Below are 12,958 nucleotides of genomic sequence, written 5' to 3'. Positions count from 1 at the left end.
TTGATTACACAGGTTCTGTCCGTTATGGAGGGCGCCAATTGCATGGCGAGGCATTGCCCCACCATGCGCAGTACCTGCTTTAAGGAGATTACCCTGTGTCCAATGACTATATCGTAAAAGATATTTCGCTTGCCGAATATGGCCGCAATGAAATTGCGATCGCCGAAACCGAAATGCCGGGCCTGATGGCCATTCGTGAAGAATATGGTGAAGAAAAGCCGCTGAAAGGCTCGAAAATCACTGGTTCGCTGCACATGACGATCCAGACAGCGGTTCTGATTGAAACGCTGATTGCGCTGGGCGCGGAAGTGCGTTGGGCATCATGCAACATTTATTCGACACAGGATCATGCTGCAGCTGCGATTGCGGATCAGGGCATTCCAGTTTTCGCCATCAAAGGCGAAACTCTGGAAGAATATTGGCAATATGTGGACCGTATTTTCGACTGGGGCGCAGAATCAGGCGAAACATGTAACCTGATCCTCGACGATGGCGGTGATGCGACTATGTATGCGCTTTGGGGCGCGCGCGTTGAAGCGGGTGAAGAACTGTTCACTCCCACCAATGAAGAAGAAGAAGCTTTCGCCAAGGTGCTCAAAGAGCGCCTGGAAAAATCACCCGGCTATCTGACCAAGACGGTTGAAGCGATTAAGGGCGTGTCTGAAGAAACCACCACAGGTGTGCACCGCCTTTATGATCTGGCCAAAAAAGGTCTGTTGCCTTTTCCGGCGATCAACGTGAATGACAGTGTCACCAAGTCGAAATTTGACAATAAATATGGCTGTAAGGAATCGCTGGTCGACGGCATCCGCCGCGGTACAGACGTGATGATGGCCGGTAAAGTGGCTGTTGTGTGTGGTTATGGCGATGTCGGCAAAGGCTCCGCAGCCTCTTTGAAAGGTGCTGGTGCCCGCGTTGTTGTCACCGAAATCGATCCGATCTGCGCGCTTCAGGCCGCCATGGACGGTTTTGATGTGCAAAAGCTGGAGGACGTCGCACCGACGGCTGACATCTTCATCACTACAACGGGTAACAAAGACGTTATCACCATCGACCATATGCGTGCGATGAAAGACATGGCGATTGTCGGCAATATCGGCCACTTTGATAATGAAATTCAGGTCGGCGCGCTGTCGAACCTGAAATGGACCGAGATCAAGCCACAGGTTGACATGATCGAATTCCCGGATGGCAACCGTATGATCCTGTTGTCACAGGGCCGCCTGCTTAACCTGGGTAATGCCACGGGCCACCCCAGCTTCGTCATGTCTGCCAGCTTCACCAACCAGGTGCTGGCGCAGATCGAACTGTGGCTGCGCAGCGATCAGTATGAAAACCAGGTCTATGTCCTGCCCAAGCATCTGGACGAGAAAGTGGCGCGTCTGCACCTTGACAAACTGGGCGTGCAACTCACCGAACTGTCCGAGGAACAGGCCGATTATATCGATGTTCCTGTGGAAGGGCCGTTCAAGACGGACGCCTACCGCTACTAATCGATATCAGCTGATGAAAATAATGGCTCGCCGGACATTTCGGCGAGCCATTTTTTATTGGCCTGTATGGTCCATGCGCGCTAGGTAAGGCGAAGGCATGAATTCTAATTTTCTGATAAGGTACGGGCACAGGTGACATTATCCGATAGCGCCGTATTTTTCCTAGGCCTGCTGCTCGCTGCATGGGTTGTGGGTGGCATCTGGGCAGTTAGCAGCGGGCTTTCGGTACGCCGCCGCGCGCAGGCAACACTGCGCCATTCGCGCAGGCTGGGCAAAATGCTCGACGAAGCGCCCGCCTTGCCGCTGCTGGTGCGGACCGATGGACGGATAGAGGGGCCGGAGCGATTGGCTCGCTGGTTCGGTCTGGATGGCTTGCCGCCCTATTTTTCTGACCTTTCACGCGGGGATACAGGCTGGAGTGAGGATGATCTGCAGGAAGTGCAGGGCCATATTACTGCTGCGCAGAAGACCGCGCGGCCCTTTACCACCAAGATAAACGTCAAATCTTCGCGCAAAAGCTTGCGTATCAAAGGGCATCAAGCCGACCCGCAAATAGCGCCCTTGGGAGCGGCGCTTCTGTGGATTTTCGATGATACCGAAAGTCAGGAAAATATCGAATCACTGCAATCGCGCCTGAGTCATGCCGAAACGGCATTTTCGTCGCTTTCGACCTTGATCGAAGCTGCGCCCATGCCAATGTGGCACCGTGACACGGACGGCAATATCACATTGGTCAATTCGGCTTATGTGAAAGCGGTGGATGGCGCGGATGCCAAGCAGGTCGTGGCTGACAATATGGAGCTCGTTGAAACCGTAGATGGCCTGACGCCCGCAGCGGTGGCCGCGAAGGCCCGGTCGGACGAACGTATGGTGGAACGCACTGTGGCCACCACGATTGACGGCAAGCGGCAGGTTATGCGCGTTGTCGACTTGCCACTCGGGGAAATGGGTGTCGCGGGATATGCGATCAATGTGCAGGAGCTGGAAAGCCTGAAAAATGAATTTGGTCAGTTTCGCCGTGCCCAGCGTGACATGCTGGACAATATGTCAGCGGGCGTTGCGCAATTTGACAGCGAAAAGGCGTTAGTATTTTGCAACCAGCCATTTCAGCGCATTTTCTCGTTGCGGCCGCAATGGGTGAATAACTCCCCTGAATTTGACCGGATACTTGACCGGATGCGTGAAGCGGGTTGTGTGCCCGAAGTGCGTGATTTTCCGGAATGGAAAGGACAAAAACGTGCCTGGTTCACCAGCACTGAAGCGATTGAAGATAATTGGCTTCTGCCTGACGGAACGCATTTGCGTGCCATTGCGCAACCAACGCCCGATGGCGGATTGCTGCTGATATTTGAAGACAGGACCGAGCAGGTACAGCTGGCCAGTGCGCGCGATACCCTGCTGCGGGTGCGCACTGCCATGTTTGACAGTCTGTTCGAAGCGCTGGCGGTGTTTTCTCCCGATGGCCGATTGCACCTGTGGAACCGCCGTTTCATGCGGATATGGTCGATTGAAGAAGACAGCTTGGCTGAACATCCACGCGTCGACGAATTGATGAAAATGCTGGCGCCCAGATTGCAGCGTCCAGCGCAGATTGCGGCGCTGCGGGACATTATCCGCGCCGCTACACTGGACCGGAACCAACGCAATGGCCGGATTATCCTTTCCGATGGACGTTGTTTCGAATTTGCCGGCATCCCCTTGCCCGATGGCAATGCGATGCTGACCATGCTCGATATCTCTGACAGCCAGCAGATCGAACAAGCGCTGCGGGAGCGTAACGATGCACTGGTTGAAGCGGATTCGATCAAGGGCAAATTCCTGGCGAATATGAGTTACGAATTCCGCACGCCACTCACTTCCATTGGCGGCTTTGCGGAAATGCTGTCGAGCGGCATAGCCGGGCCGCTGCCTGGGCAGGCGCAGGAATATGTAGATGCCATACTCGATTCGGTCGACCGGCTCAGCGGACAGATAGAAAATGTCCTTGATCTCAGCCAGAGTGAGGCGGGCGCCATGCCGCTTGTACAGACCGATATTGAAGTTGCCGAGTTTCTTGCGGAACTTGCCAATAGCCGGGAAGAGACGGTCGAGGCCAAGCATATCGACCTTGATATCCAGCTTGATCCCGAACTTGCCACGCTGCGCGGTGATGAAAAAAGGCTTGCACAGGCAATCGGCAATATATTGGACAATGCACTTGAATATACACAGGAAAAAGGGCGTATATTAATCCACGCTGCACCCAAGGATAGTCAGACGCAGATTGTCATTTCTGACAACGGACCGGGTATGGATATGCAGGCTGTGGCCGCGATACTGGGCGGAATTGCGTCTGAACGGGATGTGGAGGACAAGCAACATAATAGCGGGCTGGGCCTGCCACTGGCCAAACAGCTTGTGGAGGCGCAGGGCGGCATATTCGACATTATCTCGCGGCAGGGAGAGGGAACTGTGGTCACCCTGACACTGCCATGAAAAGGCATGTGAAAGATGCAGGCGAGATGCAGGCATTCGGGCAAAAGCTGGGTGAGGCATTGCAAGTGGGCGATGTCATCAAACTGCACGGGGAACTGGGTACAGGCAAAACAACTATGGCACGCGGTATATTGCTGGGCCTGGGGCACAGCGGTGAAGTGCCGAGCCCAAGTTTTTCTATCGTGCAATATTATGCGCCGCCCGATACGCGCATTCCCACCGTCCATGCCGATTTTTACCGCATTGAAAACAGCGCGGAACTGTATGAGCTTGGGCTGGATGATGCCACTGTGGATGGTGTTATCATTGTGGAATGGCCCGAAAAAGCAGCACATTTACTGGGTGAAAATGCACTTGCCATTCACATCGATTTTGCCGAACAGGGCGGGCGGTACCTTAATGTGAAAATGAATGAAAACTGGACGGACAGGCTGACATAGGAATGGATATACCAGAGCATATTGGCAGGTTTCTTGAACAAGCGAATTGGGGGGGTAGCGTGCTTGACCCGATTGATGGAGATGCGTCTGGCCGCCGTTATTTCCGGGTGAATGGCAATCAGGGCAAAGCCATATTGATGGATGCGCCACCGCCCGATGAAGACCCGAAGCCATTTTTACATATTGCCGAATATCTGTGCGCGCATGATCTGAATGCGCCGGATATATTGGCGGCGGATGCCGAAGCAGGGCTAGTGCTGCTCGAAGATTTTGGCGACCGGCGGATGCGTGAATATGTTGATGCCAATGAAGATGCCGAACGCGGTGTATACCGTGAGGCCATTGATACGCTGATTGCGCTACATGATCGCCCGCCTGCGGATTGCCCGCCCTATGACCTCGATTTTTACCAGCAGGAACTGGCGTTGTTTACTGAGTGGTATTGCCCGGCACGGGGCCTGCAGGTCGATACGAGTGATTATGCCAATATCTGGAATAGGGCACTGGAGTCTGTTTTGGCACAGCAAGATCCGGGCGTGACCGTATTGCGTGATTATCATGCGGAAAACATCATGCTGCTTGAAAATGGACAGGGTTTGCTCGATTTTCAGGATGCACTGGTCGGTCATGCGGCCTATGATCTTGTTTCGCTGTTACAGGATGCCCGGCGCGATGTGGCGCCTGCGCTGGAAGCAGACATGCTGGATTATTACTGTAACAATACTGGCATGAGCGAGGATTTCCGCACCGCTTATCACATTTTGGGTGCACAGCGGAATTTGAAGATTGTCGGTATTTTTGTGCGGCTGTGGAAGCGTGACGGCAAGCCGCGTTATCTTTCCTTTATCCCGCGCGTATGGGAAGCGCTGGAACGAGATCTTGCACACCCAGCATTGACGGAAGTGCGCGCATGGTTTGATACCAATATTCCTGCTGAAGTGCGCGGCCAAGGTAAGGTTTTGGGGGGGGAGTTTCAGCCATGATGGTATCGAAAACGGCGATGGTAATGGCTGCCGGCATGGGCAAACGGATGCGTCCGCTCACCGCGACCCGGCCAAAGCCGCTGGTCCATCTGGCAGGCAAACCGCTGATCGATCACTGTTTCGATAAATTGTGGGATGCGGGTATCTGCAATGTTGTCGTCAATGTCCATTATCTGGCGGATTCGCTTGAGGCACATCTGGAAGGGTTGTCCTATCCGATGGATATCAGGATTTCCGACGAGCGCGAGCAATTGCTCGAGACCGGTGGCGGCCTCATCAAGGCACTGCCGCTGATTGAGGATGATCCGTTTTTCTGTCTGAATTCGGACAATGTCTGGCTTGATGGCCCGCAAAACGTATTTGCACAGCTGAGTGAACATTGGGACGCGGACAGGATGGATGCTTTGTTATTGCTGGTTCCTCACCAGAGGGCGCATAATTATAAGGGCCAGGGCGATTTCGTGCTTGGCAATGATGGCAGATTATCGCGGCGTATACCGCGTAAAGTTGCCCCATTCGTGTTTACCGGTATTCAGCTTATGTCCAAAAAGTTTATTGTCGATCCGCCGCAGGATAAGTTTTCGACCAACATATTCTGGGACCGCGCCATTGCCGAGGGGCGTCTCCACGGTGTGGTGCATCAGAGTTTCTGGTTTGATGTTGGTACCCCGGCCGCGCTGAAGCCCACTGAGGAATTTCTGCGCGGTGGCTGATGGCACCCGCGCTTCTGTCTATTCCATTCCGGCACACCGGGGATTTGCCGATGCGCTTGCCACGGGCCTTATCGCGCGGTTTGGCAAGGAAACGGGTGAGCTTGCCCGCCTGACCTTGCTGGTGCCGAACCAGCGCGCGGGTCGCGCCATTACAGAGGCATTTGTGCGGCAGGCGGAACAGGGGTTGCTGCTGCCGCGCATGGTGGCAGTGGGTGATATTGATCTTGCTGAGTCACTTGGCAGTGCGCTCGACAATATAGGCGCTGGGCCTGATATCCCGCCCGCGGTGGAACCTGTGCAAAGACTGTTTGCGCTCACCGAAATTATTGGTGAGGCGGGGCATTTGCTGAAGGGTGAGCTTTCACCGACAGAAAAGCTGCGGCTCGCGCGTGAAGTCGCAGCGACGATTGACAGCCTGCTGGTCGAGGAGATCCCGCCCGCACGGCTTGGTGAGATAGATATTGCCGATGAGCTTGCCGATCACTGGCGAACATCACTCAATTTTTTTGAAGGCGTGCATGGGGCTTGGCAAAAAAAACTCGCATCGCTTGGTATGATCGATGCGGCGGACAGGCGGAACCGGCTGCTGCGTCACGCGGCGCGGAAATGGGACACGCAGCCGGCACAGTACCCCATCATCGCGGTTGGCATTACCACCGCTGCACCGGCCATCGCAACGCTCCAGAAAACCATCGCTTTTATGCGGCACGGGATGGTGGTGCTGCCCGATCTGGATCTGGCGCTGGATAATGATATCTGGGATACGCTGGAGCCGGTTGAATTCGGCCCCGATGTACCCCGTCCTGCGGTGGGTGTAGTGACGCACCCGCAATACCATCTTAAACTGCTGCTGCACCGCATGGGAGTGAACCGCGATGAAGTGATGCGTTGGGCTCGTTCAGGCCAGAGCGATGCACCCGCACAGCGTGCGCATGTCATTAGCAATATTTTCCTGCCCGCCGAGGAAAGCAGTCATTGGCGCGGCCTAGATGCCCGTGCGCGCAGTGTCAGCCAGCTTAAAGTGATCGAAGCCGCCAATCCTGAGGAAGAGGCGCTTGCCATCTCTATTCGCGTACGTGAAGCGCTTGAAGTAAAGGGAGACCGGATCGCGGTGGTGACGCCAGACCGGCAACTTGCAGCGCGTGTATCTGCGCATCTGAAACGGTGGAATATCGATGCCGATGACAGTGCAGGGCAGGCGCTGTCGGTTGTGCCTGAAGGCGTCCTGCTCATTACGCTGGCCGAATGCATCAGCGAGGATTTCGCGCCTGTATCTCTGCTGGGTCTGTTCAAGCATCCGCTCGTGCAGTCTGGCGATGATCGTGCGCAGTGGCTGCGGCAGGTGCGCAGGTTCGACCTTGCGTTGCGAGGTCCGCGTCGCACTGGCGGGTTTGCAGCGCTGCGTCAGGCTATCACTGATGCCAAGCGCGCTCTGCCTGATGCTAAGGCACGCGAAGAATTGCTGGCATGGTTGGACAGCGTAGAGGAATTGATGCAACCCGTCATCGTGCTCGGCAAGGCGGGTGGAACGCAGCTTAGCGACTATCTCTCTGCGCTACGGGACACCGCCACGGCGCTTTGCGGGACGCGGATATGGTCGGGTGTGGCCGGGCGCGGAGCTGCTGATATGCTGAGCGAAATAGAGGCCGAGGCGGCACAGGTGAAACTTGCCATGGAACCCAGATATGGGCCAGCTATTTTACGCAGTTTCACCGATGAAACCGCGATCCGCCCTGCCTATGGCAAGCACCCTCATGTCGCGATTTACGGCCTGCTGGAAGCGCGGCTGCAACAGGCAGACCTTGTCATCTGCGGCGGCTTGAATGAGGGGAACTGGCCGCAGACACCTGATATTGATCCGTTGCTTTCGCCGCGTATTGCCCGTGAAATTGGCCTTGCGCCGCCTGAATTCCGCATTGGGCTTGCTGCGCATGACCTGGCCGGTGCGATGGGTGCACCGCACGTTATTCTGACTCGGGCACGGCGCGAGGCCTCTGGTCCTGCCGTGGCCTCGCGCTTTTTCCTGCGTTTACAGGCGATGTCGGGTACACGGTTGCAGATGGACGAAGAGGCGCTGCATCTGGCCCGTGCGCTTGACCGTCAATTGCCCGCGAGCCGTATGGAACAGCCCAGACCCATGCCCGGTGCGGCGCAGCGGCGCGTTGATATCGCTGTCACTGATCTTGACCGGCTGCGCGCCGACCCGTTTGCATTTTATGCGCGCAAGATATTGCACCTTGCCGCGCTGGACATGGTCGATGCGCCACCTAGTCCGGCATGGCGCGGTAGCGCGGTGCACGAGATACTCGAAGCATGGAAAAAAGAGGATGGGCTTGATCCTGTCAAGCTTGTCGCGCGGGCGGAGGCATTGCTGATGTCGGGTTCTGCCAATGCGCTGCTGCGTACATTGTGGCGGCCGCGCCTGATGGCGGCGATCCACTGGATTGCCGAGGAAACACAGCGTTTAATGGTAGAAGGCCGCGAAGTGTGTGTAGCGGAAATTTGGGGTGACATGACTGTCAAAGGTGTGCGCATATCGGGTAAGGTCGACCGGATAGACCGCCTCGCAGATGGCAAAAAACTTGCCATTATCGATTATAAAACCGGGAGTCCACCCAGCGGTTCGCAGGTTGAGGCAGGGTTTGCGCTGCAGCTTGGCCTGCTGGGCATGATAGCGGAGCGCAGCGGTTTTAAGGGCATATCGGGCGATCCGCAGGCGTTTGAATATTGGTCACTGGCGAAGAACAAAGCAGGCGGTTTTGGTTACCGGGACGAACCCATCAAGGAAAGCCGCAAACGCACGGGCCTGCTGCGTGAGGAATTCATACAGAAAACCGAAGAATATCTGATCGATGCGATTGACCGCTGGCTACTGGGTGCAGAACCTTTCACGGCAAAACTCAACCCCGATCTGCCAAGCTACAATGATTATGACCAGTTAATGCGGCTTGATGAATGGTATGGCCGCCTGGTTACGGATGAGGAAACATGAGCGGCAGCGGCAAGATATTTCCCCTGCTGGATAATCAGGAAAAGGCGGTGGCACCCAGCGAAAGTATCTGGCTAAGCGCATCTGCCGGTACGGGTAAGACACAGGTATTGTCTGCACGCGTTTTCCGCCTGCTGCTGCGGCCCCATATCAAGCCTGAACATATACTGTGCCTGACTTTTACCAAGGCAGGGGCCACCGAAATGGCGAACCGCATCAACGCCGTGCTCGCCAGTTGGGTGCAGATGGACGATGCGCAGCTTGCCGCTGACCTGCGCGCCATTGGGGCACCTTTTGGACCCGAGGCGCTGGCCCATGCGCGTACATTATTCGCGACCGTGCTGGATGCACCGGGCGGGGGACTGCGTATCCAGACAATCCATAGCTTCTGCCAGACACTGCTTGCCGCTTTCCCACTTGAAGCGGACATTGTGCCTGGGTTCAAAGCCATGGAGGAACGTGACCAGAAACTGCTGGTGCGTGCAGCGCTGGTGGACATGCTGGCCGAAGCCGAAGCGAATGGCGACCAGCGGTTGCTCGACAATATCGCCATGCTCAGCGTGCGCATGGGCGAGGATGCAAGCGAGAAATTCCTGCTGCGCTGTGCGGGTGCGGTCGATATCTGGCAGGGGCAGGACGCATGGATTGGTGACCTGCCCCCGCGCGTCAATGCGCTGTTCGGACTGGACCGGGCCGAGGATGGTGGCGGCCTTGCCGAGATGTGCAGCGATGCGGCGCTGGATGTGGAGGCGTTAAAAGCGCTAGCTGCGGACAATATGGCATGGGGTACGAAAACCGGGATTGCAGCGGCGGACAAAATCCACCACTGGACCGCCACTTCACCATCTGAGCGGCTTGCAGGGCTTGATGCGGTGCTGAGCGTTTTCCTGACCCAGGCGGGCACACCGCGTAAGACTTCGGCAGGATTACTGAAAGCCAACCCCGATTATGATGTGCAAGCGCATGATATAGTCACTGCACTGATCGCCATTGCCGAAAAACGCGCGCTTATTGAACTGGCCGATATATTCTCCCGTGCGCTCGAGGCTGGGCGCGCCTTTGCCTTTGCGTACAGGCACGCCAAGCAGCGTGAAGCGGTGGTTGATTTTGACGACCTAATCCGCATTGCGGCAGGCCTTTTGTCCGAAAGCGGCATGGCGGACTGGATCCGCTACAAGCTTGACCGGCAGTTCGACCATATCCTGATTGATGAAGCGCAGGACACTAATCTGAGGCAATGGCGGATTGTCGAAAGCCTGGCGGGTGATTTTTTTGCAGGGGAAGGGGCTAAGGAAGGGCGTATCCGCACCCTGTTCACCGTGGGCGACTTCAAACAGGCGATCTTCGGGTTTCAGGGGACAAGCCCGCTCAACTATGAATGGGCGCGGCGGCATTTCCGCGATGCCGCAAAAGGATCGGACATGCGGCTCTCCGATCTCACATTGGCGCACAGTTTCCGCTCGGCTCAGCCGATACTTGATTTTGTCGATACCGCGATTTCGGTGATTGAACCCGCCTCGCTGAACCTGCCAGAAGATCCGCCGCGTCATGCGGGCGATGACCGCCCCGGACAGGTGACTTTATGGAATGCGGTTTCGGCGGCGGATGACAGCGATGATGGGCGCGATATTGGCAATGATGCGGAACAATGGCTGTCCAAGCCCAATCGCCTTCTGGCGGACAGGTTGGCACGGCAGATTGCCGTCTGGCTGAAAAATGGGCTGTGGCTGCACAAGGAAAAACGCTGGGCGCGGCCCGGTGATTTCATGGTGCTGGTGCGCCGGCGTACCGATCTGGCGGCGCTCATTGTTGCGCGGCTTTATGCGCGTGATATTCCGGTGGCCGGTATTGACCGGCTACGCCTTGGCCAACCGCTGGGCGTGCAGGACCTGCTCGCTGCGGTACGGTTTGCCTTGCAGCCACATGATGATCTTAATCTTGCCAACCTGCTGGTTTCACCGATTATGGGCTGGACGCAGGAACAGCTGCTCGAACGCGCTTATCGGGACAAACATGCAGGTTTATGGAGCCATTTGCGCGACACTGTGGATGCTGCAGAACTGACAGTATTGCATGCGATATTGCAGCGCGCCGATTACACCACGCCGTACCAGTTCCTGGAATGGATATTAACGGGAGAAATTGGCGCGCGGGCAAAGCTGATCGCGCGGCTTGGCCGTGAAGTCATTGATCCGCTTGACGAGTTGCTGAACGCTGCGCTGGATTATGAAAAAAACCATGTGCCGGGTTTGCAGCAATTCCTGCACTGGTTTGAAAGTTCGGACGAGGAAATCAAGCGTGAGGTCAGCGATACGGCGGATGAACTGCGCGTGATGACGGTGCATGGGGCCAAGGGATTGCAGGCACCGGTCGTCATACTTGCTGATTGCTGCACCGACCCGGCGGCGACGCCCGACCGCAGCTTTGGCTGGAAAATTGATGGTGTGCGGGAGTTGCCTGTTTTTGGCTTGCGCAAGACAGAAATGCTGGGACCGCCGGGGGAAGCCTATGCGGCATCGCAGGCGAGCGACATGGCCGAACATTGGCGGCTGCTTTACGTTGCGATGACGCGTGCGGAGGAGCGGCTATATATGGTGGGTGCGCAAAGCGGGCGCGGCGATGCCATTCCGGCCAATAGCTGGTACGCGAAAATACAGGACACATTTGCGAGGCTGGGCGAAGAGCAGGCGGCGGATGATATCTGGCTGGGTGCGCATCATTACGTCGCGGCGGCCAATGTGGCCGAAAATGCACAAAGCGAGGTGCAAGCAGGGGATGCACAAGGCAAGACAATGGCCCCAGAGGTCGTCTTGCCCGATTGGGTAATGCAGCCTGCGGCCGATCCGGGGCAGCCGCCCCGTCCGTTGGTGCCGTCGGCGATGCGCGATGACGCCGCCGATCCACCCGTTATGGAGCAGGCGGACCGGGCCGCAATGGAACGCGGGCGGATGCTGCACAGCCTGTTTGAGCGCCTGCCTGAATTGCCCGATGATGAACGCGAAGCTGCGGCACTTGCGTGGCTGGAGAAACAGGGACGGATTGCCGACGCACAGCAACGCCGGGATATGGTGGACAATGTGCTGTCGGTGGTGCGCGATGGCGAATGGGCAGGGCTGTTCGGGCCTGAGGCGCTCGCGGAAGTGCCGCTGGCCGCATGCGTGGGAGAGCGTGTTGTTTCAGGAACAGTCGACCGGCTGTTAGTCAATGACGATCATATCTTCGTAGCTGACTTCAAAACGTCACGATACCCGCCTGTATTACTTGAAAAAATTCCTGTGGCTTATATCCGGCAAATGGCGGCCTATGCAGCGGTGTTGCGGCAGATTTACCCCGGCCGTACCGTGTCGGCAGGTATATTATATACACAGAGGCCACATATGTTCACTCTGCCCGAAAAATTGCTGGCGGCACAAAAGCTGGATTAGTGCAAAAGCTGGATTAGGGACGTGTGAATAATAAGTTTCCCGCTGCCCCATTGTGATGCACGGACAGGATAACTAGGTTAAGGTCGAAACGAACAAGGAGCGATATTATGGCGACAGTAGCAGTGACAGATGAGAGTTTTGCAGGCGACGTGCTGGAAGCGGAAGGCCCCGTACTGGTGGATTTCTGGGCAGAATGGTGCGGCCCGTGCAAAATGATCGGCCCCGCGCTGGAAGAAATCAGTGATGAACTTCAAGGCAAGGTCACTATTGCCAAGGTCAACATAGATGACAGCCCCGAAGCACCCGGCAAATATGGCGTGCGCGGCATTCCCACCATGATCCTGTTCAACAAGGGTGAGATTGTCGAAACAAAAGTGGGCGCGGCACCTAAAAGTCAACTCAAAGAATGGCTTGAAGGAGCTTTATCAGCTTAAGCCTTT

8 protein-coding genes are annotated in these 12,958 nt (G+C 56.3%); all 8 read left to right on the top strand.

The window, feature by feature from the left end:
* Nucleotides 1-95: 95 nt before the first annotated feature.
* Nucleotides 96-1,493 carry an adenosylhomocysteinase gene (gene ahcY, locus G6Q15_RS01615; RefSeq protein WP_164114909.1) on the top strand — a complete coding sequence of 466 codons (1,398 nt, stop codon included), beginning with the start codon at nucleotides 96-98 and terminating at the stop codon, nucleotides 1,491-1,493.
* Nucleotides 1,494-1,625: 132 nt separating this feature from the next.
* Entirely contained in the window at nucleotides 1,626-3,968 is a 2,343-nt protein-coding gene (locus G6Q15_RS01610; RefSeq protein WP_164114907.1) for a PAS domain-containing sensor histidine kinase, read from the top strand.
* Nucleotides 3,965-4,408 (top strand): tRNA (adenosine(37)-N6)-threonylcarbamoyltransferase complex ATPase subunit type 1 TsaE, encoded by a 444-nt coding sequence (tsaE, locus tag G6Q15_RS01605; RefSeq protein ID WP_240330690.1) that lies wholly within the window; start codon nucleotides 3,965-3,967, stop codon nucleotides 4,406-4,408. Before G6Q15_RS01610 ends, tsaE begins: the two co-directional genes overlap by 4 nt.
* Before the next feature lie 2 nt (nucleotides 4,409-4,410).
* Nucleotides 4,411-5,391, top strand: coding sequence for a phosphotransferase (locus tag G6Q15_RS01600; RefSeq protein WP_164114905.1), 981 nt, complete (start codon nucleotides 4,411-4,413; stop codon nucleotides 5,389-5,391).
* Nucleotides 5,388-6,104 carry a nucleotidyltransferase family protein gene (locus G6Q15_RS01595; RefSeq protein ID WP_240330689.1) on the top strand — a complete coding sequence of 239 codons (717 nt, stop codon included), beginning with the start codon at nucleotides 5,388-5,390 and terminating at the stop codon, nucleotides 6,102-6,104. The genes G6Q15_RS01600 and G6Q15_RS01595 overlap by 4 nt, the downstream gene beginning before the upstream one ends.
* Complete coding sequence (gene addB, locus G6Q15_RS01590) at nucleotides 6,097-9,096, top strand: double-strand break repair protein AddB (protein WP_164114903.1); 3,000 nt, start codon at nucleotides 6,097-6,099, stop codon at nucleotides 9,094-9,096. Before G6Q15_RS01595 ends, addB begins: the two co-directional genes overlap by 8 nt.
* A complete protein-coding gene (gene addA / locus G6Q15_RS01585; protein ID WP_164114900.1) occupies nucleotides 9,093-12,518 on the top strand; it encodes a double-strand break repair helicase AddA in 3,426 nt (1,141 codons plus the stop codon). Before addB ends, addA begins: the two co-directional genes overlap by 4 nt.
* 107 nt (nucleotides 12,519-12,625) lie before the next feature.
* Nucleotides 12,626-12,952 carry a thioredoxin TrxA gene (trxA, locus tag G6Q15_RS01580; RefSeq protein WP_164114898.1) on the top strand — a complete coding sequence of 109 codons (327 nt, stop codon included), beginning with the start codon at nucleotides 12,626-12,628 and terminating at the stop codon, nucleotides 12,950-12,952.
* Nucleotides 12,953-12,958: the final 6 nt, after the last annotated feature.

Source organism: Sphingorhabdus sp. Alg239-R122 (assembly GCF_900537065.1).
Lineage (GTDB): Bacteria > Pseudomonadota > Alphaproteobacteria > Sphingomonadales > Sphingomonadaceae > Alg239-R122.
Note: the sequence above shows the minus strand (reverse complement) of the source record. Positions and strands in the feature narration are given on the sequence as shown.